Here is a 25,172-nt window from a genome sequence, read left to right as displayed (position 1 = left end):
CTCGATCTGGAAGCCGTGGGGGCGCACTCGCTGGGGTCGTCGCGCCTGAGCTCTCGGCGGCGCGTCGATTCGACGGTCTCATTGTATGGAAAGTACAGTGACTTGATCGTCTAAGGAGGTATGCGTGTCCGAGTCCCTGAAGCGCCCGCAGGTCGTGGTGATCGGTGCCGGCGCGGCCGGCACCCCGGTCGCGATCCACCTCGCCCGCAACGCCCACCAGCGCGGCACCAGCGTCGACCTCGTGCTGGTCGACCCGGCCGACCGGGCCGGTCGCGGCACCGCCTTCGGCACCACCGACGACGAGCACCTCCTCAACGTGCCCGCGGCCGGCATGACCGCGCTGCCGCAGGACCCGGGCCACTTCGTCGCGTGGCGCGCGCCGGGACCACGGCTCCGCTCCGTCCCCGGGCGCCTTCGCGCCGCGTCGCCAGTTCGCGCGCTACCTCGACGAGACCCTCGCCGACACGCTCGACATGGCGGCCGCCACCGCCTCTCTGCGTCACGTCCGCTCGTGCGCGGTCGGGGTGCGGCGGGCGTCCGACGGGGCGAGCGTCCAGCTGCACGACGGCCACGAGCTCACCGCCGACGCGGTGGTCGTCGCCACGGGTCTCCGCGCTGCGGGACACGCCCGGGCGCCCCCAGCCCTCGCGCGCTCGCCGTTCTTCGTCGCCGATCCGTGGGCGCCGGGCGCCCTTGATGTCGTACGCCGAGACGCGGCCGGCCCCGGAGACGTGCTGCTCGTCGGTACCGGCCTCACCATGGTCGACGTCGTCCTGTCGCTCACCCGCCCCGGCGCGCGCCCCGACCGCCGGGTGCTCGCCGTGTCGCGCACCGGCGAGCTCCCGGCCACCCACGCCGACGAGCTGCAGCTCGCGGCGATCCCGGACGTCGGGGATTGGGGTGACACGTTGGCGTCGCTGCGAGAGAGCGTCGCCGAGCATGTCGCCCGCGTGCGTGCCGCCGGTGGCGACTGGCGGCCCGCGCTCGACGGCCTCCGGTTCCGGGCCAGCGAGCTGTGGCAGCGGTTGTCCGAGGAGGACCGTGCTTCCTTCCCGGCCTCGGATGCCGGCGACTGGAATCGCGTCCGTCATCGCATGCCTCCCTCGTCGGCGGCCGTGCTGCGCTCATTGAAGGGGGTCGACCGGCTCCGACAGCGCGCCGCCTCCGTCGTCGAGGCGTCGCCGCTCGGCGAGGGCGGACTGCGCGTGACGCTGTCCGACGGCTCGGCCCACGACGTCGGCTGGGTGGTCAACTGCACCGGCCCTGCCCTCGACGTACGACTGCTGGGACACCCACTGATCGACGACCTGCTCTCCGCGCGCGGCGGCGTCTCGCTCGCGCAGGCCGCGACGGCGGGCATGGGTTTCCGCACGCGTGACGGTCGGCTGCTCGACTCGACCGGCCGGGCCGACGCGCCCGTGTGGACGCTCGGTGCGCTGCGCCGCGGCGAGCTGTGGGAGACGACGGCGGTGCCCGAGATCCGTTCGCAGGCGCTGGCGCTCGCGGTGGGGGTGCTCGACTCGATCGCGCCACTGCCGCGCCGGCTCGAGGACGGACGCCTCGTCAGCGGGCACCACCCGGTCGCCCGTCCGCGCGACCCGCTCGGCCTGCCGCTGTCCGCGACCGCCGAGGCAGCGTCGCGCTACAACGCCGGCTCGGAGAAGGTGATGCGACTGCAGTCCGGTGGCGAGGACCTGCTCCGCGAGGCCGCCGCGCTCGACCCCGACTTCGCGCTCGCGCACGCCGCGCTGGCGATGCTGGGTCACGAGGCGGGCGCCTCGACGGACGTCGCGGCCTCCCTGCAGGCGGCTCGCCGCGCCGTGCTCAAGAGAGGAGACGAACGTGAGCGCAGCCTCGTCGACGTCATCGGACGCCGCGTCGACGAGCGCGCCACGAGGGGGCCAAGGCGCTGATGAACCACATCGCGCACCACCCGCGCGACGTGCTGCGGTGTCGGCCGCGGTGCCGACGATCGCCTTCTCCGGCGTCACCGACATCCAGCAGGAGGCGTGGGACCCGGTCGACGGACTTGCTCCGGCGTACGGCGACCACTGGTGGTACATCTCGCTGCTCGCCTTCACCCGGCAGGACCAGGGGTCGCTTCGACGAGGCAGGCCTGCTGGCCGAGAGCGCGCTCTTCTGCGAGCCGTCGTCGGGGCACGCGGTGCACGCGCAGACGCACGTGATGTACGAGACCGGCAAGCACGAGAGCGGTCGCGTCTGGCTCGACCACTGGGTCGCCGAGAGCGGCCGGTCAGCGTCGCACCGCGCGCACTTCTCGTGGCACGCGGCACTGCACGACCTCGCCCTCGGCGACACCGAGGCCGTGCGCCAGCGCTACTACAGCCAGCTCGCGCCGCCGACCGTCACCGGTGTGCGGGCTCTGGTCGACTCGGCATCACTGCTGTGGAGGTGGCGGGTGACGACGTCGTCGTGGTCTGGCTCCTCTTCCTCCTTGTCCTTGCAAGCCGCTCCTCCGCCGGTGGAGTGCGTCCTCGAGGCCGCCGGTGCCCGACCTGATCGACCGGCCGGAGACGCCTTTCGTGGCGATGCACTCGGCGCTCGCCCTCGCGGCGGCCGGCGACCTCGCCCGGCTGGCCGGGCTCCGATCGTGGTGTGCCGCCTCCTCGGACCCCACGACGTCGGCGACCGTGGCCGCGCTCTGCTCGGGGGCTGATCTCGGCGGGGGAGGGCCAGTGGTCCGCCGCGGCCTCGACGCTGTCGGACCTGCTCCCCTCCCCGGTCCGCGTCGGTGGCTCGGCCGCGCAGCTGAGGTCGTCGAGGAGACGCTGCTCTTCGCGCTGGTCAACTCCGACCAGCCCGCCCTCGCGCTCGACCTGCTCGACGGGCGGCTCGAGCGTCGGCCCTCTCCGCTGGACCGCGCCGGCGCGGATCGCTCGTCGCCCGCGCGCGTAAGGGCTTTTGCCGTCGGCCGCGGAACTCTGCGTCCGACGATGCGGCAGCCACGGCGTCGGACGTTGCGCGGGACGTCCGACGGGCCGGTGGCCCCGGCAGCCACATCGTCGGACGTCCCGGCGGAGGTCCGACGAGCCGGTCGCCACAGTGTCGGACGCAGGGTTCTCCACAGGGAGGAAAGAGGGGCTGGTACGTCGAAGCGCGCCGTCGCAGGCTCTTCGCATGGACACCAGTACGGGCGCGGACGAGGCTGACGAGCAGCGAGAGCGAGCCGACCTGCGGCAGCGTCGGCTCGCGAAGGCGGCGTCGCTCGCCGCCGAGCAGAGCAGCGTGATCAGCAGGCCACAGCTCCTCGCTCTCGGGGTGACCCGAGGACAGATCCGCGCCAACATCGCTGCTCGGCGGTGGCAGAAGGTGCGAAGCCGGGTGATCGCCGTGCACACCGGGGAGCTCACGACGCTCGGTCTCCACTGGGCCGCGGTGCTCGAAGCCGGACCGCAGGCCGGGCTCGACGGCGCCTCGTCGCTGATTGCCTCGGGGCTGCGCGGGTTCGACGAGGAGTCGCTGAGGATCTCGGTCCCGCGCAACGCGCGTCGGCGACGAGGCAAGGGACTCAACATTCACCAGACCCGTCGATTCCGGGCTGAGGACCAGATGAAGTCGGGAGTGCCGCGCACGGCCCCGCACGTTGCGGCGGTCCACGGGGCGCTGTGGGCCAAGTCCGAGAAGCAAGCGGTGCTCATCTTGACGATGCCCGTCCAGCAGGGGTTGACCACGGCCGATCGCTCCGGGCGTGGCTGCGTTGCGCGTGCGCCGCGACAAGCGAAGGTCGCTCATCCACGCGACGATCCCGGATCTGCTCGAGGGGGTGCGGTCCGTCAGTGAGCACGAGTTCGCCGCCGCTTGCCGGGAACGCGGGATACCTGAGCCCACGCGGCAGGCGGTTCGCCGGACCGGGGACGGGCGCTACTTCCTCGACGTGTTCTGGGAGGAATGGGGTGTCGTCGTCGAGATCGACGGGATCCAGCACGGCTGGGTCCAGAACGCCGTCTCGGATGCGCTGCGTCAGAACGACGTGACTCTCACCGATGCTCTCGTGCTGCGGCTGCCGCTGCTCGGGCTGCGCGTCGCTGCCGATGACTTCTTCGATCAGATCACGCAGGCGCTGCAGGCACGAGGGTGCCCGGACCTCGACCGATCCGCGTGACGTGAGGACGCCCATGCGGCGCCGTACGTCCGACAAGGCGGCGACCAGACCGTCGGACGTTGCGCGGGACGTCCGACGAGTCGGTGACCCCGGCAGCCACATCGTCGGACGTTGCGCGGGAGGGCCCTACTCCGCGGAGCGGCCCCGGATCCCGGAGGCGGCTAGCGAGCTCAGGGGCACCGTGACCGCGCCGGAGGGATCGGTGAAGAAGTCGTTGCCCTTGTCGTCGACCACGATGAAGGCCGGGAAGTCCTCGACCTCGATCTTCCAGACGGCCTCCATGCCGAGCTCTTCGTACTCCAGCACCGAGACCGAGGTGATGCAGTCCTGCGCGAGGCGCGCGGCGGGGCCGCCGATGGAGCCGAGGTAGAAGCCGCCGTGGGCGTCGCACGACTCGGTCACGACGCGAGAGCGGTTGCCCTTCGCCAGCATGACGAGCGACCCGCCTGCGGCCCGGAACTGTTCGACGTAGGAGTCCATCCGACCGGCCGTGGTCGGGCCGAACGATCCGGACGCCATGCCGGCAGGGGTCTTCGCGGGACCGGCGTAGTAGACCGGGTGATCACGCAGGTAGGACGGCATCTCCTCGCCCGCGTCGAGGCGCTCCTTGATCTTGGCGTGCGCGATGTCGCGGGCGACGACGAGCGGGCCGGTCAGCGACAGCCGGGTCTTCACCGGATGACGGGAGAGCTCGGCCGGGATCTGGTCCATGGGCAACGACAGGTCGATCTTCACGACCTCGCCGGACGAGATCTCGTCGGAGACGCCGGCGTCGGGCATGTAGTGCGCGGGGTCCGTCTCGAGCTGCTCGAGGAAGACGCCCTCGGCGGTGATCTTGCCGAGCGCCCGGCGGTCGGCCGAGCACGACACCGCGATCGCGACGGGGCAGGAGGCGCCGTGCCGGGGGAGTCGCACGACGCGGACGTCGTGGCAGAAGTACTTCCCGCCGAACTGCGCGCCGATCCCGAAGGACTGCGTGAGCTTGAAGACCTCCTCCTCCAGCTCGAGGTCCGTGGAAGCCATGGGCGCTCATCGAGCCTTCTGTCGGCAGGTCGTCGAGGTAGTGCGCGGAGGCGTACTTTGCGGTCTTCAGCCCATACTCCGCGCTCGTCCCGCCGATGACGACGGCGAGGTGGTATGGCGGGCACGCGGCCGTTCCGAGGGAGCGGATCTTCTCGTCGAGGTAGGTCAGCAACCGCTCGGGGTTGAGGATCGCCTTGGTCTCCTGGAAGAGGAACGACTTGTTGGCCGAGCCACCGCCCTTGGCCATGAAGAGGAACTTGTACTCCGGGCCCTTCGGACCTTGCTCCATCGAGTAGAGCTCGACCTGCGCGGGCAGGTTGGTGCCGGTGTTCTTCTCCTCGAACATCGTCAGCGGCGCGAGCTGCGAGTAGCGCAGGTTGAGCTTGGTGTAGGCGTCCTTGACGCCGGCGCTGATCGCCTCGGCGTCGTTGATGCCGGTGAGCACGCCCTCGGACTTCTTGCCCATCACGATCGCGGTGCCGGTGTCCCGGCACATCGGCAGCACGCCGCCCGCGGAGATGTTGACGTTCTTGAGCAGGTCGAGCGCGACGAAGCGGTCGTTGCCCGACGACTCGGGGTCGTCGATGATCCGGCGCAGCTGCGCGAGGTGCGCGGGCCGCAGGTAGTGGCTGATGTCGTGCATCGCCTCAGCGGTCAGCAGCCGGATCGCCTCGGGGTCGACGCGCAGGAACGTCTGTCCCTCAGCCTCGAACGTCGACACGCCCTCGGTCGTCACCAGCCTGTACGGCGTCTCGTCGGTGCCGTTCGATCCGTGGCTGGGGAGGATGTCGGAGTAGGGGATTTCAACGTCGCTCACGAGACGTCAGAGTACGCCGATCCGCCGGGCATACCGGACGCTGCCCGGGCGTTGAGCCAGCGTGCCCGTCCACGAGCCCATCCACCAGTCGATCGTCATCGGTGCCGGCCGGGCCGGGCTGTCGGCGTCACGCCACCTCACCCGCCGCGGCATCGAGCACCCGGTCCTCGATGCGAACGACGCGCCCGGTGGCGCCCGGCAGCACCGGTGGGACTCCCTCGGCATGGACGACGTGCACGGCGTCGCCGACCTGCCGGACGCGACGGCACCGACCCGGTCGCAGGCCCGGGCCAACGAGGTCGTGCCTACCTACTTCGCCGACTACGAGCGACGTTTCGACCTCCCGGTGGTCCGGCCGGTCACCGTGGACCGGGTCACCAGCGAGGGCGACCTGCTGGTCGTCCACGCAGGAGACCACACGGCACACCCGCACGCTGATCAACGCCACCGGCACTGGACGCAGCCGTTCGTGCCGCACTACCCCGGCACCGAGACCTTCGCGGGCGAGCAGCTGCACACCGCGGACTACCCGGGCCCGGCCCATTTCGTGGGCAAGCGCGTCCTCGTGGTCGGCGGCGGCGCGAGTGCCGTGCAGTTCCTCGGCGAGCTGGCGCCGGTCACGGACACCATCTGGGTGACCCGGCGTGAGCCCGTCTGGCGCACCGACGACTTCCACCCCGACGCCGGGCTCGAGGCCGTCACCCCGGTCGCCGATCGCGTGCGGCGCGGGCTGCCCCCGGCAAGCGTCGTGAGCGTCACCGGGCTGATGCTGCGCCCGCAGGAGCGCGAGGCGGAGCGCCTCGGTGCCTACCGGCGGCGCCCGATGTTCGCGGCCATCGAGCCCGACGGTGTGCGATGGGCCGACGGGACGTTCGAGCCGGTCGACGTCATCCTCTGGGCGACCGGTTTCCGGCCTGCCGTCGGTCACCTCGCGCCGCTGCACCTGCGCTCGCCCGAGGGCGGCATCCAGCTCGAGGTCGGCGGCTCGGTGCAGAACGCCGTCACCGCGGTCCTCGAGCGACGCGTCCAGCTCGTCGGCTACGGCCCGTCCGCCAGCACCATCGGCGCCAACCGGGCAGGTCGGGCGGCGGCGATCGCCGTACAACGACAGCTGTCAGCGCAGGACGACGGAATGTCTGCCTGACGCATCTGCTACGTTCGTCGACGTCCTCACGGGAGCTCGCGGCAGCGGGCTGAGAGGGAGCTGGATTCCGCTCCGACCGTCACACCTGATCCGGGTAATGCCGGCGAAGGAAGCGAACCCGATGCTCCCTCACATCTTCTGCCCGGTCTCCGCGACCGACGACCTCGACCTGCTCGAGGACCTCGCCGTCGCCGGCGTCGCCGGCTTCCGGGTCCGCGACAAGGACGCCACGACCAGCGAGCTCGTCGCCCTGACGCGGCTCGTGCTCGCGGCCGTCCGGCCCAGCGGAGCGATGGTGATCGTGGACGACCGGCTCGACGTCGCGCTGGCCACCGGCGCGGACGGCGTGCACCTCGGGGCCGACGACCTGTCGGTCGCCGACGCCCGTCGCCTCGCCCCCGATCTCGTCATCGGGGCCACCTGTCGCAACGCCGAGGCGGTCCACCGGGCCGCCGTGGACGGTGCGACCTACGCGGGCTTCGGGCCGGTCTTCGCCACCGAGTCCAAGGCCGGACTGCCGACCCCGTTGGGCGTCGACGCGATCACGGGCGCCATGGGGGTGCTTCCGCTGGTCGCGATCGGTGGCATCGACGCGGACCGCGCGCGTCGGTGCATCGACGCGGGCGCCCACGGGGTCGCCGTCATCGGCGCGCTCTGGCGACATCCCGATCCGTTGGCAGCCGCGAAGGAGCTCATGACGGCGGTCGGCTGATGCGCGTGCACGTCCTCGGCGCCGGCATCGTCGGGCTCGCCTGCGCCGCCGAGCTCGTCGACCGCGGCCACGACGTCGTCGTCGTCGATCCCGCGCCCGGGTCGGGGGGCCAGCCATGCCGCCGCGGGGATGCTCTCGCCGGCCGGCGAGGCCCTGGCACGGTGAGTCCGCGCTGCACGCGCTGTGCGCCGAGTCCGCGCGACTGTGGCCGTCGTACGCCGCAGCGCTGGCCGTGCCCCTGCACGACTCCGGCACGCTGCTGGTCGGGATCGACGCCGGTGACCGCCGGGAGGTCGAGCGCCGGGCCGCGCTGCTCGCCGGCCTCGGTGACGACGTCGAGGTGCTCGACGGCCGCCGGGCCCGCGCGCTCGAGCCCGCCCCGGGGCGGGTCAGCTCGGCGGCGATGCTCGCGCAGGACCGCGCCGTCGACCCGCGGGCCGTCCTCTCGGCGCTGCTCACCCGACTGGGAGCGCGGGTCGTCGCGCGCGCCCCGGTCGACCGCCCGGACGCGACGGTGATCGCCACCGGCGCGCGGTTGCCGGCGCCGTACGCACACCCGGTGCGAGGGGTCCGCGGCGAGATCCTGCGCCTCCGCGGGGACGTCGGCCTGACCCGCGTGCTGCGCGGGTGGGTGCGCGGGGAGCCGGTCTACGTCGTGCCGCGGCCCGGCGGCGAGATGGTCGTCGGGGCGACCTCCGAGGAGCACGACGGGCCGCCGGTGGTCACCGTCGGTGGCGTACGGCGCCTGCTGGATGCCGCCACGGAGCTCGTGCCCGGCCTCGACCGGGCCGAGCTGTGCGAGGCGCTCGCCCGCGACCGCCCCGGCACCCTCGACAACCGGCCGCTCGTCGGTCCGACCGGCGACGCGGGCGTCTTCCCGGCGGCCGGGCACTTCCGGCACGGCGTGCTGCTGGCCCCGCTCACCGCGCGACTCCTTGCCGACGCCGTGGAGGGCGCCGCCCCCGATCCGTCGCTCGATCCCCGCCGCTTCCCACCCCCGGAGGAAAGATGCTGATCACCGTCAACGGGTCGGTCGTGGAGACCGCCGCCCACACCATCTTGCTGCTGCTCGGCGAGCTGCCGCCGGGCCACGCCGTCGCCGTCAACGATCAGGTGGTGCCGCGGTCGTCGCACGGCACCCACGTGGTCGTCGAGGGCGACAAGGTCGACGTCGTGCAGGCGGTGGCCGGCGGATGAGCTCCCCGGTGATCGCCGGCGAGACGCTGCCGTCGCGGCTCTTCCTCGGCACCGGCGGCCTGCCGCGACCCGAGCTCGTGCGGCCCGTGCTGGAGGCGGCGCGGCCGGCGCTGGTGACGGTCAGCATGCGGCGTACGTCCGCGTCCGCGCCCGGCGGACTGCTCGGCATCCTGCGCGACATCGGGGCGCGGGTGCTGCCCAACACGGCCGGCTGCCTGTCCGCGGGTGAGGCGGTGCACACCGCGCGGCTGGCCCGCGAGGCGCTCGGCACCAGCTGGGTCAAGCTCGAGGTGGTGGGCGACGGAACGCTCCCTGCTCCCGGACGCCGTCGAGCTCCTCGAGGCCGCGACCACGCTGGTCGCCGAGGGCTTCACGGTGCTGCCCTACGCCCCCGCCGACCCGGTGCTGGCCCGCCGACTCGTCGACGCCGGCTGCGCGGCGGTGATGCCGCTGGGCTCGCCGATCGGTTCGGGGCTGGGCGTGCTCGACCCGCACGCCATCGAGGCAGTCGTGGCCGCCGTCGACGTCCCGGTCGTCCCGGACGCCGGCATCGGCACCGCCTCCGACGCTGCCCTCGCCATGGAGCTCGGCTGCGCCGCGGTGCTCGCGGCCAGCGCGGTCACGCGGGCGGACGACCCCGTGCTGATGGCGGAGGCCTTGCGGCTCGCGGTCGAGGCCGGTCGCGCCGCCCACCTCGCCGGCCGGATCCCGCGACGGGCCGCCGCCCGCTCCGCGAGCCCGCTGGTCGGGAGGGTCTCGTGAGCACCGGACGTCATGAGAACTGGTCGTCCGAACAGCCCCCGCCATGACGTTGCCGCGGCTGGTGCTGCTGACCGACCGGTCCCAGCTCTCGCTCGGTCGCGGCCTGATCCGCACGGTGTCGGAGTGCGTCGACGCCGGCCTGACCGCCGTCGTCGTGCGCGAGCACGACCTCGCCCCGGCCGCTCGTGCGGCGCTGGTGCGCGAGCTCACCGTCCTCCCCGGGCTCACCGTCATCTCGTCGCGCATTCCCGACGTCGCGGTCCACGGGCTGCACCTCGCCGCCCATCAACGCGCGCCGCGCCGGGGGTGGTGGGGCCGGTCCTGCCACTCGCGCGCCGCGGTCGCGCGGGCGGCGGCGGAGGGAGCCTCGTGGGCCACGCTGTCGCCGTACGCCGAGAGCGGGAGCAAGCCCGGGACGCGGACGCTCCTCGGCACCGGCGATCTCAATGACCACCCGATCCCGGTGCTCGCCCTGAGTGGGATCGGTGCCCACAACGCCGCCGCCGCGGTGGAAGCCGGGGCGCACGGCGTCGCCGTGATGGCTGCCGTGATGCGGGCAGCCGACCCTGCTGCTGTGGTCGCCGAGCTGTTGGAGGTGCTGCGATGACCACCCCGCCCGTGGTGCTCACGGTCGCCGGCACCGACTCCGGGGGAGCGGCCGGGATCGCGGCCGACCTCGCGACGATCGGACACCACGGCTGCCACGGCGCGTGCGTCGTCACGGCGATCACCGCCCGGGACACCACCGGTGTGCACGCCGTGCACGCGGTGCCTCTCCACGTGGTCGACGCACAGCTCAGTGCGGTGCTCGGCGACCTGCCGGTGACGATCGTCAAGACCGGGATGCTCGGCTCGCCTGCCGTGGTCGAGCTGGTGGCGGACACGCTCGGCCACCTGCCGATCGTCGTCGACCCGGTGCTCGTGGCCACCAGTGGCGCGGTCCTCGGCGACCGGACCGTCGTGAAGGCCTACGTCGAGCACCTGCTGCCGCGCGCTGGTCGCGACGCCCAACCTCGACGAGGCCCGAGCACTCACCGGACGCGACGGATCGCCCCGCCGACCTCGCGGCGCGGCTGGCAGACCTCGGGTGCGCGGTGGTGCTCACCGGCGGCGAGGCGGGCACCGACTGGCTCGCCGTCCCGGGCGGGACCCCGCGACCACTCACCCACCAGGGCGTTGGACACGACCAACGACCACGGCACCGGCTGCACCCACAGCAGCGCCCTCGCCGCCCACCTCGCCCTCGGCGCCACCGTCGCCGAGGCGGCCGCACGCGCCGCGGCCTACACGTACCAACAGCTCCACCTCAGCCACACGGCACCTCGGCCGCGGACGCGGACCGATCGCACACACCACCCTCGGAGGAACCTCATGACCGTCCACCCCGCCCACGAACGCATCGCGACCGGCGAGTGGGAGGTGCCCGTCACCCGGGTCTCCCTCACCAACGGAGAGACGTTCGACCGCTACTGCACGACCGGCCCCGGCTCGGATCCCGAGGTCGGGCTGCCCGGTCGCCGTACATGACCTGGATCGAGGACCGCGACGACACCGAGACCTATGCCGGACGCGAGACCCAGCTCCCGGACAACGGTCGCTCCGCCGTACGGCGAGGCGAGGCCAAGGAGGAGTGGCGCGGCTCGAAGCCTGCCCCGAGAAGGGCGAAGCCGGGCAGCAACGTCAGCCAGATGCACTACGCGCGACGCGGCATCATCACCCCGGAGATGGCCTACGTCGCCGCGCGGGAGGGCTGTGACGTCTCGCTGGTCGTGGACGAGGTCGCCGCGGGCCGGGCGATCATCCCCGCCAACGTCAACCACCCCGAGTGCGAGCCGATGATCATCGGCAAGCGCTTCCCGGTGAAGGTCAACGCCAACATCGGCAACTCGGCCGTCACCAGCTCGATCGCCGAGGAGGTCGACAAGCTCACGTGGGCGGTGACGTGGGGTGCCGACACCGTCATGGATCTCTCGACCGGCGATGACATCCACACCACCCGCGAGTGGATCGTGCGCAACAGCCCGGTCCCGATCGGCACCGTCCCGCTCTACCGGGCGCTGGAGAAGGTCGACGGCGAGGCCGACAAGCTCACACGGGAGATCTTCCGCGACACCGTGATCGAGCAGTGCGAGCAGGGCGTCGACTACATGACGATCCACGCCGGCGTGCTGCTGCGGCACGTCCCGCTCACCGCCGAGCGCGTCACCGGCATCGTGTCGCGCGGCGGCTCGATCATGGCCGGCTGGTGCCCGGCCCACCACGAGGAGAACTTCCTCTACACGCACTTCGACGAGCTGTGCGAGATCTTCGCGGCCTACGACGTCTCGTTCAGCCTCGGCGACGGGCTGCGCCCCGGCTCGGTGGCCGACGCCAACGACGAGGCCCAGTTCGCCGAGCTGCACACCCCGGCCGAGCTGACCGAGCGGGCGTGGAAGCACGACGTGCAGGTGATGGTCGAGGGGCCCGGTCACGTGCCGCTGCACCTCGTCGAGGAGAACGTCCGGCTGCAGCAGGAGCTGTGCCACGGCGCGCCCTTCTACACGCTCGGGCCGCTGGCCACCGACATCGCGCCGGGCTACGACCACATCACCAGCGCCATCGGGGCGGCGACGATCGCCATGCACGGCACCGCGATGCTCTGCTACGTCACGCCCAAGGAGCACCTGGGCCTGCCCAACCGCGACGACGTGAAGACCGGCGTCATCACCTACAAGCTGGCCGCCCACTCCGCCGACGTCGCCAAGGGGCACCCGGGCGCGCGCGACTGGGACGACGCCCTGTCGAAGGCGCGCTTCGAGTTCCGCTGGCGCGACCAGTTCGCGCTCTCCCTCGACCCGACCACGGCTGAGTCCTTCCACGACGAGACGCTGCCGGCGGAGGGTGCGAAGACGGCGCACTTCTGCTCCATGTGCGGCCCGAAGTTCTGCTCCATGCGGATCAGCCGGGACGTGCGCGAGCGGTTCAAGGAGAAGTCCGCGGAGTTCGTCGAGCTCGGCGGCACGGTCTATGTCGAGGGGTAGGGCCGCCATCTAGGGTGGAGCTCATGGGTGATCTGGAGGGACACGACCCGACTCGCATGCGCATCTCCGACGCCGACCGGCACAAGGTTGCCGAGGTGTTGCGCGAGGCGGCCGGGCAGGGGCGGCTCGACCCGGACGAGCTCGACGAGCGGCTCGAGGCGACGTTCAGCGCCAAGACCTACGCCGACCTGGTGCCGATCACCGTCGACCTGCACCCTGCCCCGGCCGCACCTCCCACCGCACAGCCCATGTCGCCGTACGCCGCAGGCCTGCCGGGCACCGCGCCGCGCCACACCACCAGCCTCGCCATCATGGGCGGCCGGGACCTGCAAGGGCGTGTGGGAGGTGGGTGCCAACCACAATGCGTTCGCGCTGATGGGCGGCATCGACATCGACCTTCGGCAGGCGATCTTCTCCACGCGAGGTCGTCATCAACGCCAGCACCGTGATGGGTGGCATCGACGTCATCGTCAACGCCTTCACCCGGGTCTCGGTCGAGGGCGTCGGGATCATGGGCGCCTTCGACGAGGCGCGCGCCAAGGTCGAGCCGGTGCTGGGACCCGACTCGCCGCTCGTGCGGGTCCGCGGCATCGCGCTGATGGGCGCGGTGACCGTGGTCCGCAAGCCGATGCCCGGCGAGGGTCGCAAGCGGGGCTTCAAGCTGCCCGGCGCCGGGCCGCACGGCCAGCTGGACTGACCTCACCAGAGGCAGCTGACACGAGGACTTGCCGCATCACGCCTGTTGCGGTGGACAACCTCCTGTGCTGGGGTGATCCACGACACATTCATCCCACAAGGAGTGACGCATGTCGAAATATCTCGGGACCGCGAGGATGCTCCTCGCACTGGCGGCGGCGCTGTTGGCGCTGCTCCTCGGATCGATCCCCGTCCCGGCCCACGACGGGGACCACGAAGGGGAGGGCAAGGACGAAGTGGGCGAGGTCGACCCTGACTTCCCGACCACGGCTCTCACGGGCGATCAGCGAGGCCCCGGCGCGAGCTGCGTCGACGGCCACGCTGGCTACTTCCCCTGCAAGAACGTCAACCTGTCGAGCTATCTGCCGATGTCCCACATCGGCGGCGGGCGCGGTTCGGACGTCTGGGGCTGGACCGACCCGGCCACCGAACGGCGCTATGTCGTCGCGGGTCGTGACAACGGCACCGCGTTCGTCGACGTGACCAACGAGCGTCGGCCCGTCTACCTCGGCAACCTGCCCACGTCCGGCACCAACAACGTGATCTGGCGTGACATCAAGGTGCACGACAACCACGCGTTCATCGTGGCCGAGGCTCGTGAGCACGGCATGCAGGTCTTCGACCTGCGACGCCTGCGGTCGGTCGACCCGGCGGCCGCCCCCGTCACGTTCACCGCCGACGCCCGCTATACCGGCTTCGGGCGCGCCCACAACATCGCGATCAACACCGACAGCGGCTTCGCCTACGCCGTCGGCGCTCGCGAGGACGTCCGGGCCTGCAGCGGTGGCCTGCACATGATCGACATCCGCCAGCCCGCCTCGCCGGCGTTCGCCGGCTGCGTGGGCGAGGACGGCTACACCCACGACACCCAGTGCGTGGTCTACGACGGGCCCGACACCCGCTTCACGGGCCGCGAGATCTGCTTCAGCTCCAACGAGGACACGCTCACCATCGTCGACGTCACCGACAAGGCGGCGCCGCGACAGCTCTCGCGCGTCGGCTACACCGGGTCGGCGTACACCCACCTGGGGTTGGCTGACGCAGGACGGCCGGCACTTCTTGATGGGTGACGAGGTCGACGAGCTCAGTGGCACCACCGGTGGGACCACCACGCTGATCTGGGACGTCGTCGACCTGACGGCGCCGCGCCAGTTCTCACGCTTCGTGAATCCCTCCACCAACGCCATCGACCACAACCTGTACGTCGACGGGTCTCGCGTCTTCCAGTCGAACTACCGCTCGGGGCTGCGGGTCCTCTCGGCAGCCGACGTGGCGAACGGGAATCTGAGGGAGGTGGGCTTCTTCGACACCCGGCCCGAGGACGACGACACTGCCTTCAGCCACGGCACTGGAGCAACTACCCGTTCTTCGACAACGGACTCGTCATCGTCCACGGCTATGACGGGCTCTTCATGCTGCGCCCGAGCGGAGCAGCGATGGGGTCCTGACTACGCAGCTGCCCCGCCCGGAGATCCGGGCGGGGCAGCTGTCGTCGTGCGTCAGGCGTTGGCCTTCGCCGGAGCCTCGCGTCCGAGGACCCGGCCGGCATTGGCGAGGTCGACCGTGAGGTTCTCGCCCGTGGCGGGATCGAAGAGGTGGATCTTGCGGGAGTCGACCCAGATCTCCGCCTCGTCGCCCTCGGCGATCCGGCTGGCACCATCCAGCGAGATCACCAGCTGCGTGCGCATCGACTCTCCGTCGAGGTCCTTCTCCAGCTGCGTGAGCTGGGCCCTGGACCTCCGGCGGCGCTTCGAACGGGATGTAGGCGTAGGCCTCGTTGCCCAGCCATTCGGTCGCGTCCACCCGGGCGGTGAACGTCGAGCCCTCCTTCCCGGTCTCCATCACCGAGGCGTCCTCGAAGTGCTCGGGCCGGATGCCGGCGATGAGCAGCCCCTTGCCCTGCGCCTTCGACGCCTTGTCCTCGGGGATCTGGACGGTGCCGAACGGCAGCTTGACCGACGTGCCGTCGACCTCCGCGGGCACGAAGTTCATCGGCGGGGAGCCGATGAATCCGGCGACGAAGAGGTTGCCCGGGTTTTCGTAGAGCTCACGCGGCGTCGCGAGCTGCTGCAGGATGCCCCGCTTCAACACCGCGACCCGGTCGCCCCGGGGTCATGGCCTCCGTCTGGTCGTGCGTGACGTAGACCGTGGTGATGCCCGGGCGCTTCTGCAGCCGCGCTGATCTCGGTGCGCATCTGGCCACGGAGCTTGGCGTCCGGGTTGGACAGCGGCTCGTCGAAGAGGAAAGCGTCGGCGTCACGGACGATCGCGCGACCCATGGCGACCCTCTGGCGTTGACCGCCCGACAGGTTGCCGGGCTTGCGCTCCGAGTGCTCGTCGAGGTCGAGCGTCTTGGACGCCTTGCGCACCTTCTCGTCGATCTCGCTCTCGGGCGCACCGGCGAGCCGGAGCGGGAAGGCGATGTTCTCGTAGACCGACAGGTGCGGGTAGAGCGCGTAGTTCTGGAACACCATCGCGAGGTTGCGATCGCGAGGCGCCGTGTCGTTGACGCGCTTGTCGCCGATCATCATGTCGCCGGAGGTGATGTCCTCCAGCCCGACGATCATCCGCAGCAGGGTGGACTTCCCGCAGCCCGACGGCCCGACGAGGATCATGAACTCCCCGTCCTGCACGTCGATGCTGACGTCGTTCACAGCCGGGAAGCCGTCGCCGTACTTCTTGACGATGTTCTTGATGTCGATGGCAGCCATGGACTCAACCCTTCACTGCGCCGGAGGTCAGGCCGGCGACGATCTTGCGCTGGAATAGCAGGACGATGATGATCACGGGGATCGTGACGATGACCGAGGCCGTCGCCAGTTGTGCATACGGTGGGTTGAACGGATCCGGCCCCACGAAGAACGACATCTGGGCCGGCACCGTGCGTGACGACGTCGTCGATGTCAGTGAGATCGTGAGCACGAACTCGTTCCGGGCGAAGAAGAACGTCAGGATCGCCGCGGTGAACACACCGGGTGCGGCGAGCGGGACGATCACCTTGTGGAACGCCTGCCACGACGTGGCGCCGTCCACCTGGGCCGCCTGCTCCATCTCCCACGGGATCTCGCGGAAGAACGCCGAGAGGGTCCAGATCGCCAACGGCAGCGTGAACGTCATGTAGGGGATGATCAGGCCCGGCCACGTGTTGAACAGGCCGAACGTGCGCCACATGTCGAACAGCGGGCCCACCAGCGACACCACTGGGAACATCGCGATCGCCGGGGCCATCGAGAGCACCAGTCGCTTGCCCTTGAACTCCAGCCGGGCTATGGCGTAGGCCGCCGGGGTCGCGAAGACGACCGACAGGACGGTCGCGATCATCGCGATGCCGAAGGAGTTGATCAGGGCCCGGGTGAAGTCGTCGTTCTTGAGGATCTCGCCGTAGTTGGAGGTGGTGAAGTCCTTCGGCAGGAACTGCGGACTCCCGGCCGCTGTCTCCTCGAGTGACTTGAACGACAGCGAGACGATCCATGCCACCGGCAGCAGGCACCACACCGGGATGGCGATGAAGCCGATCCAGTGCCGACTCCGGTCTTTCCCTTGGCGGCCATCAGCCCTCACCCCTCGCCTGTGCCGGGTCGACCTTGAACAGCTTCACGATCGCGAACGCGAGCAGCAGCACGGTCAGGAAGAGCAGCACCGACAGCGCCGACCCCATCCCGAGCTGCATCTGCTCGATCACTTGTCGATAGGTCAGGAACGACGAGGACTCCGTCTCCTGTGCGCCTCGCGTCATCACGAAGATGTTGTCGAAGATGCGGAACGCGTCGAGGGCGCGGAAGAGGACCGCCACCATGATCGCGGCCTTCATGTTCGGCAGGATCACCTTGAACAGACGTTGGGTCCGGGTGGCTCCGTCGACCTCGGCGGCCTCGAGCATGTCCTCGGAGACCTGCGAGAGACCGGCCAGCAGCAGCAACGCCATGAACGGCGTGGTCTTCCAGATCTCGGCGATCATGATCGCGAACATCGCCGACCAGTGGCCGCCGAACCAGTTGTAGTCGTCGCCGACGAACGGCAGCCAAGCATTCACGAAGCCGTTGTTGAGGCTGAACGCGAACTGCCGGGCGAACGCCGAGACGACGGTGATGATGCCGTAGGGGATGAGGATCGAGGTCCGCATCAGCCCGCGGGCGATCATGATCTTGTGCATCACCATGGCGAAGCCGAAGCCGATGACCAGCTCGATCGCCACCGTGACGACCATGATGATCACCGTGTTCAACGTGTCCTGCCAGAAGAGCGAGTCGGTCAGGACTGTCACGTAGTTGCCCAGCCCCACGAACTCGCGGTCGTCCGGCGTGGTGAGCCGGTAGCGGAACAGTGAGAGGTAGAGCGCCCGGATCATCGGCCACGCCGTGACAAGGAGCATCAGGATCACTGCCGGAGCCACCAGCTTCTGGCCCAGCCGGTTCTCGGCGACGGCTCGATCGCTCGAGGCGGCGCGGGCCTTCTCCTCAGCTGCCTTGTCGGTCTGCGGTGCGGTCACTGCACTCACAACAAACTCCCTCCCTCGATGATCTGCTCAATGAAGGTATTCGACTCGGCAGGAGTGTCGGAGTCGACGCTCGCAGGCGGATGCCAGGTGCTCTGCAGCGAGCTCGAGATGTCGGACCAGTAGGGCGTCACCGACCGCGGGGCGGCCGCATCGACGCTGTCCCGGGAACAGCTGCAGCAGTTCTGGCGCGTAGAGGTCGGCAAGGGCGGGGGTACTCGTATCCCGCCGCGCTTGCCGGCATGTTGCCGGTCAGCTCGGCGTTCACGCCCCGGTTCTCGGGGGACACCGGGCACTCGGCCGCCTCGAGCGCGAGCTCCTTCTCGTCCGAGGCGTCACTGACCCCGATGCCGATCCCGCCGTACGGCGGACGCGACTCCTCGCCCTCCACGGACTGCGGATACATGGCGTAGCCGATGTCGTCGTCGAGCCGCTCCTCGCCGTAGTTGTTCCAGATGTAGGTCCAGTTGACCGGGGAACGAGCCCTCGTCCGAGCCGAACGTCGAACCGGCGGTGCCCTCGTTGGAGACCGACAGGTCGGCGGGTGCCGCCTCGGAGGAGGCGAGCTTCTCGATGATGCCCGCCGCCGTCTCGCCGGCGTCGCTGTCCACGGTGATCGTGGCGTCCGCACCCTGCTCGGCGTCCTCGACGATGTTGCCGCCGGCGCCGGAGATCAGTGCATTGATCCACACGGAGTAGCCCTCGTACTTGTTGGCCCGGACGCCGATCTTGCCGCCGTTCTCCGAGGCCGCGTCGATGATCTGGTCCCACGTGACGGGCTGGCTCATGTCGAGACCGGCCTTCTCCACGAAGGACTTGCGGTACCAGAGCACCTGCGTGTTGGACCAGAACGGGAAGGCCACGACCTCGCCCTCCCACGTGGCCGCCGCAGTCGCACCCTCGAAGGACTGCTCGGTCAGCCGGGCCTCCACGTCGTCGGGGATGTCGGCCGGGGAAGCCGGCGTTGGCGAACTCAGCGGTGAAGGGCGGATCGAGGCTCATCAGGTCGATGGCCGGGTCTCCCGCGGCTATACGTCGGGCCAGCTGGATGCGCTGCTGGTCCGATGACTGGGGAAGGACCCGGGTCGTGATGGTGTACTTGCCGTCGGCGTCCTCGGTGCAGTTCGCGGCCACCGCGTCCTGTCCGCCCGCGTCCGGGTTGATGTACCAGACCAGCTCCGGCGTGCCGGAGTCACCGCTCGAACAGCCCGCGAGGATCCCACAGGCCGGGGTCAGGGCTCCGGCCGGAGCCGCCCATCGTCGTAGTCGCCTCGTGCGTGGATGCCGCGTAGATCGTGCTGTCATCCGCCCCTCCATTCATTTGTGTCTCAGGTCACAGGTCTAGTCCCCTGTGGCCCTCCTTGGCAACACGCATGAAGGCCGAAGCGAGTGAAACTTCAACCCCGGGGTGAGCGATCCGCCGTGTGTCGGATGTGCTCGACGAAGGAGTCGTAGAGGTCGGTCGGCAGGTCGTGGCCCATGCCGTCGACGAGGACCAGCTCGGCTCCCGGGATCGCCGAGGCGGTCGCCCGGCCACCGCTCACGTGGACCATCTTGTCGGCCATCCCGTGGATGACGAGGGCCGGCATCTGGAGCGTGCGCAGGCGCAACGTGCGGTTGGGCTGGGTGAGGATCGCGAGCATCTGGCGCAGCACGCCGCTGGCGGACACGCCACGGTCGAACGTGTCCTCGGCGCGCTTGCGCAGCGCGTCGGCGTCGACCGGGAAGTCGGGCGACCCGATCAGCTTCCACACGAGCTCGTTGGTGGCGACGTAGGCCTCCTTGCCGCCGCGCCGTGGTGCGATCAGCGTGGGGAGCAGGTCGGGGCTCTGCCAGCCGACGGTCCGTCGCCCGGTCGTCGACATGATGCTGGTCAGGGAGAGCACCCGCGCGGGCGCCTCGATCGCCATCGTCTGCGCGATCATGCCGCCCATCGAGATGCCGGCGACGTGGGCCGTCGCGAGACCGAGGTGGTCGAGGAGCGCGAGGCCGTCCGCGGCCGAGTCACTGATGGAGTACGGCGCACTGCCCCGTCCCGTCGAGAAGGCCCTGACCAGCTGGGCCCGCCCGACGCGCGCGGCGATCCGCGAGGATCGGCCGGTGTCGCGGTTGTCGTAGCGGATGACGTGGAAGCCGGCCCCGGCGAGCCTCGTGCAGAAGTCGTCGTCCCACCAGATCATCGGCCCGCCCGGGCCCATCACCAGCAGCAACGGGTCGTCGTCGACCGACCCGAAGGTCTGGTAGCAGATCTCCACGTCCGGGCTCACCGGCGCGAACATCTCCTCGGAAACCGCCACTGCAGGCGGGTTCTGGGCTGCCGAGGCAGAGAAACTGGTCATGTGTCCAGTCAACACGACCGGTCCGGCAATCGGCAGCAGGAACCGGTCCAGACAGTTGAAATGCCGACGAAATGGGCACTCCGGGGATAAGTTCGCCTCTTGTGACCCCGACCACACTCGCGGACTTCCTGTTGCCCGACGGCTTCGGTCGACCCCGCGCACACGCCGTGATCGGCGAGGGGCGAGTGATCGGCGAGGCCGGGCGCTACGCATGGGAGGCGATCAGCCAGCGCGGCGAGCGGCGCCACACGCCGTACGCCACTCGAGCGCCGCTGCGCGACGATGAGCCCGTGCTGCTGGTGCCCGGATTCATGGCCGGCGACGGCACGCTCGGCCTGATGCGCCGCGCCCTCCAGCAGCAGGGACTGCGCACCTATCGATCGCACATCCGCTCCAACGTCGGCTGCACGCTCGACGTCGCCTCCCAGATCGAGATGCGGCTCGAGTCGATCGCGCAACGCAGGGGCAGCAAGGTGCGCATCGTCGGGCACAGCCTCGGCGGCATGCTGGCGCGCGGGGTTGCCGCCCGACGACCCGACCCGGTGTCCGGCCCGGTGACGATGGGCAGCCCGATGCTCGCGCCGGGCGCCCACCACATCTCGCTCTCGGCGAGTGTCGCGATGCTGGTGCGGTTGAGCCGCGCGGGGTTCCCCGGGGTCATGTCCGAGGACTGCGTCGCCGGTGCGTGCGCGCGCCAGAGCTTCGACGAGGGCCGCGCGCCGTTGGCCGACACGATCGCCTTCACCTCGATCTACTCCGGGCGCGACGGCATCGTCGACTGGCGTGCCTGCATCGACCCGGCCGCGACGCCGCTGGAGGTGCGCGCCTCACACATCGGCATGGCGCTCGACCCGCGCGTGATCTCCGCCGTCACCCGGGCCCTGAGGTCCGTCGACTCAGTGGTCGAAGTCGATCGCGGAGAAATCGCGTAGCTTCGAGAGCTGGTGCTCGCTGGTGATCCGGCGGATGGTGCCGCTGCGCGAACGCATGACCGGGGAGTCGGTGGTCGCGCCGTTGGGGCGGTAGCGCACCCCGCGCATCAGCTCGCCGTCGGTGATGCCGGTCGCGACGAAGAAGCAGTCGTCACCCGTGACGAGGTCGTCGGTGCTGAGCACGAAGTCCCGGTCGAGGTTGTGGCCGGCATCGAGGGCGCGCTGGCGCTCCTCATCGGCCTGCGGCCACAACCGGCCCCGGATGACGCCGCCGGTGCACTTCATCGCGCAGGCCGTGATGATGCCCTCGGGCGTGCCGCCGACCCCGAGCAGCAGGTCGATGCCGGTGTCGGGACGCGCGGCCATGATGGCGCCGGCGACGTCGCCGTCGGCGATGTACTTGATGCGGGCGCCGGTCGCGCGGATCTCCTCGACGAGCTGGGCGTGCCGCGGCCGGTCGAGGATGACGACGGTGACGTCGGAGACCGAGAGGCCCTTGGCCCCGGCGACCGCGTGGATGTTCTCGGCCACGGGGTTGCGGATGTCGACGACGTCGGCGGCCTCGGGACCGGTGACGAGCTTCTCCATGTAGAACACCGCGGACGGGTCGTACATCGTGCCGCGGGGCGCCACTGCGAGCACGGAGATCGCGTTGTTCATGCCCTTGGCGGTCAGCGTAGTGCCGTCGATCGGGTCGACCGCGACGTCGCACTCCGGACCGGTGCCGTCGCCGACCTGCTCGCCGTTGTAGAGCATCGGGGCGTTGTCCTTCTCGCCCTCGCCGATCACGACGGTGCCGTTCATGCCGATGCTGGAGATCATCACCCGCATCGCGTTGACGGCCACCCCGTCGGCGTCGTTCTTGTCGCCGCGCCCGACCCAACGGCCGGCGGCCATGGCGGCGGCCTCCGTCACTGCACGAGCTCGAGGGCGAGGTTGCGGTCTGGCGGCTGCGTCGACGGGCTCATGGCGCGAATGTTATCGGTCGTCGGCGGTGGTGCCGTACCGACTCACTGCGGTGGCCTTGACTGAGAGCCACACCTCACGTCCGGGCGCCAGCCCGAGCTCGGCCGCTGCCTGCGGGGTGACGTCCGCCAGCAGCGGCGGTTCGGAGCTCACCAGCAGTCGTGCGGCGTCGCCGTGCTGTTGCGCGCTGGCGACCTGTCCCTGCCACTGCAGGCGCGCGGATCCCTCAGGGCGTCGCAGGCTGACGGTCACGTCGCGCGGCGCGAAGGTGGTGAGCCCGTCGCGCTCCCGGACCAGGTTGACCCCGACCAGCCGGGCCACGTGGTCGGTCTCGGGGCGGGCCGCGACGTGCTGCGGGGTGCCGCGCTGGGCGACCTCGCCGTCGTCGAGGACCAGCACCGGTCTGCCAGCGTGAGCGCGTCGATCGCCTCGTGCGTGACCGGGATCGTCACGCCGTCGAAGGTCGCGAGGTGCTGGGCCAGCTCGATGCGCAGGGCCATCGCGACCGTGACGTCGAGCCCGGCGAACGGTTCGTCCAGCAGCAGCAGGCGCGGCTCCGTGGCGAGGGCGCGCGCGATCGCCACCCGCTGGGCCTGCCCGCCGGACAGCTCTCGCGGCCTCCGGTGGCTCAGGTGCCCGACGCCGAAGATGTCGAGCAGGTCCTGCGCCCGCTCGTCGGCCTCTCGCCCGGACCTGCCCCTCGCTCGCGGGCCGAAAGCCACGTTGTCCAGCGCACTCAGGTGCGGGAAGAGGAGCTGGCCCCGGAAGACCGGGCCCACGTCGCGGTTCCTTGCCGTCTGCGTGAGGAGGTCGGTGCCGTCGAGCAGGGCGGTGCCGTCGGCGGGCACCAGCCCGGCGAGCGCGCGGACGAAGGACGACTTGCCGGCGCCGTTGGGGCCGATCACCGCGACGACGCTGCCCGCCTCGGCGTCGAGCGTGACGATGGCCCGGCCGGGGACGACGAGGTCTGCCTGCAACCCCCGCTTCACGGCGTACCCAGCCAGCGGTCGCGGAGGAGGAGCAGTACGGCGACGGAGACGACCAGCATCACGAAGCTCAGCGCGAGCGCGGCGTCCCTGGTCGCTCTGGCGAGTGACGTAGATGAGTGTCGGCATGGTCTGGGTGCGGCCGGGATAGTTGCCGTTGAACGTGATGGTCGCGCCGAACTCGCCGAGCGAGCGGGCCCAGCCGAGCACCATGCCAGCGACGATCCCGGGCACTGCGAGCGGCACGGTGACCCGACGGAACGTGGTCCAGCGGGACGCGCCGAGGGTGGCCGCCGCGGCGTCGTACTCCGGATCGGCCGACCGCAGTGCGCCCTCGATCGCGAGCACCACGAACGGCATGGAGACGAAGACGTGCGCGAGCACCACGCCCCCGAGCCGTGAAGGGGAACGCGAACCCGGTGGCGTTGAGCAAGGGTTCGCCGATCAGGCCGGTGCGGCCGAAGGCGGTGCGCAGGGCGACGCCCGCGACGACCGGGGGCAGGACCATCGGCACCGTGACGAGGACCCGGACGAGGGTCCGGCCGCGGAAGTCGACGCGCGAGCAGCCACGCGAGCGGCAGGCCGAGCGCCGGGCAGCACAGCATCGCGGCGGTCGAGGTCGAGAGGCTCAGCCACAGGGCAGTGCGCAACGGCGCTGAGTCGAGCTGGCTCGGCAGCGCGCGCCAGTCGATCGCCGCGAGCATCGCGACGAGCGGGACGGTGAGGAGGAGGACCGCGAGCCCGGCGGGGGCCGGGAGCAGGAGGGGCGGTCGACCGAGCGGGTCCGGGCGTTGTCTCACGGGGCGCCGAAGCCCGCGTGCTCAAGGATGGAGCGGCCCTCGTCGGACGTCACGAAGTCGACCCACTCCCGGGCGAGGTCGGCGTCCTCCGACTGCTCGAGGACGGTGCTGAAGTAGGACGTGAGCGCCGACTCGGCTCCGGGGACCTGCACGGTCGCCACCTTGTCGCCGGCGGCGACGGCGTCGGTGGCGTAGACGAGACCGGCGTCGGCCTCGCCGGAGACGACCTTGTCGAGGGTGGCGCGGACGTCCTCCTCGAGGCTGGCCGGCTCGGCGGTGATGTCGTTGTCGGCCGGGACGGCCAGCGCGACCTTGCCGCAGGGCACCTCGTCGGCGCAGCGGACCCGAGTCGAGCCCTCGAGGTCGTCGAGCGACGCGATGCCGGCCGGGTTGCCGGCTGGCGTGACGATGGTGAGGACGTTGGTCGCGAACGTCTCGATCTCGCCGGTGACGCCGGCGTCCTCGGCGGTGCTCATCGAGGTCTCGTCGGCGGTGGCGAGCACGTCTCCGGGTGCGCCGTCGGCGACCTGCTCCGCGAGGTCGGTGCTCGAGCCGAAGGAGAAGGTCACGCTCGTGCCGTCGTGGTCGGCCTCGAACTCCGCTGCCGGGTCCTCGAAGGCGTCGGTCAGCGAGGCCGCCGCGAGCACGGTCAGGGTCTGCTCGTCATCGCCCCCCACCGCAACCGGCCGGGGGACGAGAAGCGCGGCGACCGGGGCTCCACACGCGATTCGGATTCCCGTCATGGGCACAGTGTGCCGCATCTGCGGATTATTTGGCGCGTTGTGACCGCAGGTGCGGTCAGGGGGTCTCGATCACCACGTTGGTCGACTTCACCGATGCGATCGCTCGCACGCCGGGCGCGAGGCCGAGCTCGTCGGCCGCGTCGGCGCTCATCAGCGAGACCATCCGGTTGCTGCCGCAGACCATCTCGACCTGTGCCATGACGGTGTCCTTCTTGACGGCGGTGACGATGCCCGGCAGGCGGTTGCGGGCGCTGACCGAGCTCGCCCGGGTGCGATCGCGGTCCGGCTCGTCGAGCAGTGACTCGGCCAGCGCCGCGAGGTCGACGCCGGCGATCACGGCGGGACTGGAGCCGGTCGTCGCGAGCCTGCCGGCGTCCACCCATCGCCGTGCACGGTGTCGTCGCTGACGCCCGGGAT

At 70.9% G+C, this 25,172-nt stretch carries 27 protein-coding genes, 6 pseudogenes and 1 riboswitch; of the genes and pseudogenes, 19 read left to right on the top strand and 14 right to left on the bottom strand.

Translation table 11 applies throughout. The features are described 5' to 3' along the window. Positions 1–124: 124 nt before the first annotated feature. The 5 genes and pseudogenes from LP418_RS05150 to LP418_RS05130 form a co-directional block, all read left to right on the top strand. A pseudogene (locus tag LP418_RS05150) lies at positions 125–548 on the top strand (FAD/NAD(P)-binding protein); the annotation flags it as partial. A 42-nt stretch (positions 549–590) separates the two neighbouring features. Continuing rightward, positions 591–1,913 carry an FAD/NAD(P)-binding protein gene (locus tag LP418_RS05145; protein WP_257955483.1) on the top strand — a complete coding sequence of 441 codons (1,323 nt, stop codon included), beginning with the start codon at positions 591–593 and terminating at the stop codon, positions 1,911–1,913. After that, positions 1,913–2,677, top strand: coding sequence for a hypothetical protein (locus tag LP418_RS05140; RefSeq protein WP_257955482.1), 765 nt, complete (start codon positions 1,913–1,915; stop codon positions 2,675–2,677). Before LP418_RS05145 ends, LP418_RS05140 begins: the two co-directional genes overlap by 1 nt. A 461-nt stretch (positions 2,678–3,138) precedes the next feature. Then, positions 3,139–3,801 (top strand): hypothetical protein, encoded by a 663-nt coding sequence (locus tag LP418_RS05135; RefSeq protein ID WP_257955481.1) that lies wholly within the window; start codon positions 3,139–3,141, stop codon positions 3,799–3,801. Further along, a complete protein-coding gene (locus tag LP418_RS05130; protein ID WP_257955480.1) occupies positions 3,785–4,123 on the top strand; it encodes a DUF559 domain-containing protein in 339 nt (112 codons plus the stop codon). The genes LP418_RS05135 and LP418_RS05130 overlap by 17 nt, the downstream gene beginning before the upstream one ends. A 126-nt stretch (positions 4,124–4,249) precedes the next feature. Here LP418_RS05130 and LP418_RS32505 read toward each other — a convergent pair whose 3' ends face one another. Together LP418_RS32505 and LP418_RS32500 are read right to left on the bottom strand one after the other, a co-directional pair. After that, a complete protein-coding gene (locus LP418_RS32505) occupies positions 4,250–5,146 on the bottom strand; it encodes a FumA C-terminus/TtdB family hydratase beta subunit (RefSeq protein ID WP_442940118.1) in 897 nt (298 codons plus the stop codon). An 82-nt stretch (positions 5,147–5,228) separates the two neighbouring features. Beyond that, a pseudogene (locus LP418_RS32500) lies at positions 5,229–5,789 on the bottom strand (fumarate hydratase); the annotation flags it as partial. A 235-nt stretch (positions 5,790–6,024) separates the two neighbouring features. Between LP418_RS32500 and LP418_RS05120 the strand changes: the two are divergent. From LP418_RS05120 to LP418_RS32490, 13 genes and pseudogenes are all read left to right on the top strand, one after another. Then, the gene (locus LP418_RS05120) at positions 6,025–7,107 is read left to right on the top strand and encodes a flavin-containing monooxygenase (RefSeq protein WP_257955479.1); all 1,083 of its coding nucleotides are present in this window, start codon (positions 6,025–6,027) and stop codon (positions 7,105–7,107) included. An 18-nt stretch (positions 7,108–7,125) separates the two neighbouring features. Beyond that, positions 7,126–7,236, top strand: a riboswitch (TPP riboswitch). After that, complete coding sequence (thiE, locus tag LP418_RS05115; RefSeq protein ID WP_257955478.1) at positions 7,229–7,819, top strand: thiamine phosphate synthase; 591 nt, start codon at positions 7,229–7,231, stop codon at positions 7,817–7,819. (Overlaps the previous riboswitch by 8 nt.) Next, positions 7,819–7,920: pseudogene (locus LP418_RS32495) on the top strand (FAD-dependent oxidoreductase); the annotation flags it as partial. The gene thiE and the pseudogene LP418_RS32495, both read left to right, overlap by 1 nt. A gap of 14 nt (positions 7,921–7,934) precedes the next feature. Continuing rightward, positions 7,935–8,834, top strand: a complete 900-nt coding sequence (locus LP418_RS05110; RefSeq protein ID WP_257955477.1) for an FAD-dependent oxidoreductase — start codon at positions 7,935–7,937, stop codon at positions 8,832–8,834. Continuing rightward, a complete protein-coding gene (thiS, locus tag LP418_RS05105; RefSeq protein WP_257955476.1) occupies positions 8,828–9,016 on the top strand; it encodes a sulfur carrier protein ThiS in 189 nt (62 codons plus the stop codon). Before LP418_RS05110 ends, thiS begins: the two co-directional genes overlap by 7 nt. After that, positions 9,013–9,778, top strand: a pseudogene (locus LP418_RS05100) (thiazole synthase). Before thiS ends, LP418_RS05100 begins: the two are co-directional and overlap by 4 nt. Positions 9,779–9,821: 43 nt before the next feature. Further along, the gene (locus LP418_RS05095; protein ID WP_257955475.1) at positions 9,822–10,385 is read left to right on the top strand and encodes a thiamine phosphate synthase; all 564 of its coding nucleotides are present in this window, start codon (positions 9,822–9,824) and stop codon (positions 10,383–10,385) included. Then, positions 10,382–11,305, top strand: a complete 924-nt coding sequence (locus LP418_RS05090) for a hydroxymethylpyrimidine/phosphomethylpyrimidine kinase (protein WP_257955474.1) — start codon at positions 10,382–10,384, stop codon at positions 11,303–11,305. The genes LP418_RS05095 and LP418_RS05090 overlap by 4 nt, the downstream gene beginning before the upstream one ends. Then, positions 11,302–12,798 (top strand): phosphomethylpyrimidine synthase ThiC, encoded by a 1,497-nt coding sequence (gene thiC, locus LP418_RS05085; protein ID WP_257955473.1) that lies wholly within the window; start codon positions 11,302–11,304, stop codon positions 12,796–12,798. The genes LP418_RS05090 and thiC overlap by 4 nt, the downstream gene beginning before the upstream one ends. Positions 12,799–12,821: 23 nt before the next feature. Next, positions 12,822–13,247, top strand: coding sequence for a DUF1707 SHOCT-like domain-containing protein (locus tag LP418_RS05080; protein ID WP_257955472.1), 426 nt, complete (start codon positions 12,822–12,824; stop codon positions 13,245–13,247). Beyond that, positions 13,244–13,495, top strand: a complete 252-nt coding sequence (locus tag LP418_RS05075; RefSeq protein ID WP_257955471.1) for a hypothetical protein — start codon at positions 13,244–13,246, stop codon at positions 13,493–13,495. Before LP418_RS05080 ends, LP418_RS05075 begins: the two co-directional genes overlap by 4 nt. 109 nt (positions 13,496–13,604) lie before the next feature. Beyond that, positions 13,605–14,564 (top strand): choice-of-anchor B family protein, encoded by a 960-nt coding sequence (locus LP418_RS05070; protein ID WP_257955470.1) that lies wholly within the window; start codon positions 13,605–13,607, stop codon positions 14,562–14,564. Beyond that, positions 14,557–14,775: pseudogene (locus LP418_RS32490) on the top strand (hypothetical protein); the annotation flags it as partial. The gene LP418_RS05070 and the pseudogene LP418_RS32490, both read left to right, overlap by 8 nt. Positions 14,776–14,904: 129 nt before the next feature. Here the strand turns inward: LP418_RS32490 and LP418_RS32485 are convergent. From LP418_RS32485 to LP418_RS05040, 7 genes are all read right to left on the bottom strand, one after another. Beyond that, positions 14,905–15,585, bottom strand: coding sequence for a hypothetical protein (locus LP418_RS32485; RefSeq protein ID WP_442940116.1), 681 nt, complete (start codon positions 15,583–15,585; stop codon positions 14,905–14,907). After that, complete coding sequence (locus LP418_RS32480) at positions 15,579–16,205, bottom strand: ABC transporter ATP-binding protein (protein WP_442940115.1); 627 nt, start codon at positions 16,203–16,205, stop codon at positions 15,579–15,581. Before LP418_RS32480 ends, LP418_RS32485 begins: the two co-directional genes overlap by 7 nt. Before the next feature lie 4 nt (positions 16,206–16,209). Then, positions 16,210–17,055, bottom strand: coding sequence for a carbohydrate ABC transporter permease (locus LP418_RS05060; protein WP_257955469.1), 846 nt, complete (start codon positions 17,053–17,055; stop codon positions 16,210–16,212). Continuing rightward, a complete protein-coding gene (locus tag LP418_RS05055; RefSeq protein ID WP_257955468.1) occupies positions 17,045–17,992 on the bottom strand; it encodes a carbohydrate ABC transporter permease in 948 nt (315 codons plus the stop codon). Before LP418_RS05055 ends, LP418_RS05060 begins: the two co-directional genes overlap by 11 nt. A 127-nt stretch (positions 17,993–18,119) precedes the next feature. After that, on the bottom strand, positions 18,120–18,395 hold the full coding sequence (locus LP418_RS05050) for a hypothetical protein (protein ID WP_257955467.1): 276 nt from the start codon (positions 18,393–18,395) through the stop codon (positions 18,120–18,122). Next, on the bottom strand, positions 18,325–18,966 hold the full coding sequence (locus LP418_RS05045; RefSeq protein WP_257956907.1) for an extracellular solute-binding protein: 642 nt from the start codon (positions 18,964–18,966) through the stop codon (positions 18,325–18,327). Before LP418_RS05045 ends, LP418_RS05050 begins: the two co-directional genes overlap by 71 nt. A gap of 420 nt (positions 18,967–19,386) precedes the next feature. Beyond that, complete coding sequence (locus tag LP418_RS05040) at positions 19,387–20,328, bottom strand: alpha/beta fold hydrolase (protein WP_257955466.1); 942 nt, start codon at positions 20,326–20,328, stop codon at positions 19,387–19,389. A 71-nt stretch (positions 20,329–20,399) separates the two neighbouring features. Between LP418_RS05040 and LP418_RS05035 the strand changes: the two genes are divergently transcribed. Beyond that, positions 20,400–21,260 (top strand): esterase/lipase family protein, encoded by an 861-nt coding sequence (locus tag LP418_RS05035; RefSeq protein ID WP_257955465.1) that lies wholly within the window; start codon positions 20,400–20,402, stop codon positions 21,258–21,260. Here the strand turns inward: LP418_RS05035 and glpX are convergent. The 5 genes and pseudogenes from glpX to LP418_RS05010 form a co-directional block, all read right to left on the bottom strand. Next, positions 21,225–22,228: pseudogene (glpX, locus tag LP418_RS05030) on the bottom strand (class II fructose-bisphosphatase). The gene LP418_RS05035 and the pseudogene glpX overlap by 36 nt on opposite strands. 10 nt (positions 22,229–22,238) lie before the next feature. Beyond that, positions 22,239–22,478: a TOBE domain-containing protein gene (locus LP418_RS05025; protein WP_257955464.1), complete on the bottom strand. Its 240-nt coding sequence runs from the start codon at positions 22,476–22,478 to the stop codon at positions 22,239–22,241. Then, positions 22,475–23,596 (bottom strand): ABC transporter ATP-binding protein/permease, encoded by a 1,122-nt coding sequence (locus LP418_RS05020; RefSeq protein ID WP_257955463.1) that lies wholly within the window; start codon positions 23,594–23,596, stop codon positions 22,475–22,477. The genes LP418_RS05025 and LP418_RS05020 overlap by 4 nt, the downstream gene beginning before the upstream one ends. A gap of 412 nt (positions 23,597–24,008) precedes the next feature. After that, on the bottom strand, positions 24,009–24,755 hold the full coding sequence (gene modA, locus LP418_RS05015; protein ID WP_257955462.1) for a molybdate ABC transporter substrate-binding protein: 747 nt from the start codon (positions 24,753–24,755) through the stop codon (positions 24,009–24,011). A 55-nt stretch (positions 24,756–24,810) separates the two neighbouring features. Next, positions 24,811–25,092 (bottom strand): TOBE domain-containing protein, encoded by a 282-nt coding sequence (locus tag LP418_RS05010; protein ID WP_442940114.1) that lies wholly within the window; start codon positions 25,090–25,092, stop codon positions 24,811–24,813. Positions 25,093–25,172 lie beyond the last annotated feature (80 nt).

The organism is Nocardioides sp. B-3 (assembly GCF_024703895.1).
Classification (GTDB): domain Bacteria; phylum Actinomycetota; class Actinomycetes; order Propionibacteriales; family Nocardioidaceae; genus Nocardioides.
The sequence above is the reverse complement of the archived record's forward strand: the minus strand, read 5'-3'. Positions and strand labels throughout refer to the sequence as shown.

Bases quoted from the DNA above. Each gene is read 5' to 3' on its own strand.
- modA (WP_257955462.1), bottom strand. From the start codon at position 24,755: ATGACGGGAATCCGAATCGCGTGTGGAGCCCCGGTCGCCGCGCTTCTC.
- thiS (WP_257955476.1), top strand. From the start codon at position 8,828: ATGCTGATCACCGTCAACGGGTCGGTCGTGGAGACCGCCGCCCACACC.
- LP418_RS05035 (WP_257955465.1), top strand. From the start codon at position 20,400: ATGGGCACTCCGGGGATAAGTTCGCCTCTTGTGACCCCGACCACACTC.
- LP418_RS32480 (WP_442940115.1), bottom strand. From the start codon at position 16,205: ATGGCTGCCATCGACATCAAGAACATCGTCAAGAAGTACGGCGACGGC.
- LP418_RS05140 (WP_257955482.1), top strand. From the start codon at position 1,913: ATGAACCACATCGCGCACCACCCGCGCGACGTGCTGCGGTGTCGGCCG.
- LP418_RS05135 (WP_257955481.1), top strand. From the start codon at position 3,139: ATGGACACCAGTACGGGCGCGGACGAGGCTGACGAGCAGCGAGAGCGA.
- LP418_RS05040 (WP_257955466.1), bottom strand. From the start codon at position 20,328: ATGACCAGTTTCTCTGCCTCGGCAGCCCAGAACCCGCCTGCAGTGGCG.
- thiE (WP_257955478.1), top strand. From the start codon at position 7,229: ATGCTCCCTCACATCTTCTGCCCGGTCTCCGCGACCGACGACCTCGAC.
- LP418_RS05095 (WP_257955475.1), top strand. From the start codon at position 9,822: ATGACGTTGCCGCGGCTGGTGCTGCTGACCGACCGGTCCCAGCTCTCG.
- LP418_RS05090 (WP_257955474.1), top strand. From the start codon at position 10,382: ATGACCACCCCGCCCGTGGTGCTCACGGTCGCCGGCACCGACTCCGGG.
- LP418_RS32505 (WP_442940118.1), bottom strand. From the start codon at position 5,146: ATGGCTTCCACGGACCTCGAGCTGGAGGAGGAGGTCTTCAAGCTCACG.
- LP418_RS05080 (WP_257955472.1), top strand. From the start codon at position 12,822: ATGGGTGATCTGGAGGGACACGACCCGACTCGCATGCGCATCTCCGAC.
- LP418_RS05050 (WP_257955467.1), bottom strand. From the start codon at position 18,395: ATGTATCCGCAGTCCGTGGAGGGCGAGGAGTCGCGTCCGCCGTACGGC.
- LP418_RS05110 (WP_257955477.1), top strand. From the start codon at position 7,935: ATGCCGCCGCGGGGATGCTCTCGCCGGCCGGCGAGGCCCTGGCACGGT.
- LP418_RS05070 (WP_257955470.1), top strand. From the start codon at position 13,605: ATGTCGAAATATCTCGGGACCGCGAGGATGCTCCTCGCACTGGCGGCG.
- thiC (WP_257955473.1), top strand. From the start codon at position 11,302: ATGACCTGGATCGAGGACCGCGACGACACCGAGACCTATGCCGGACGC.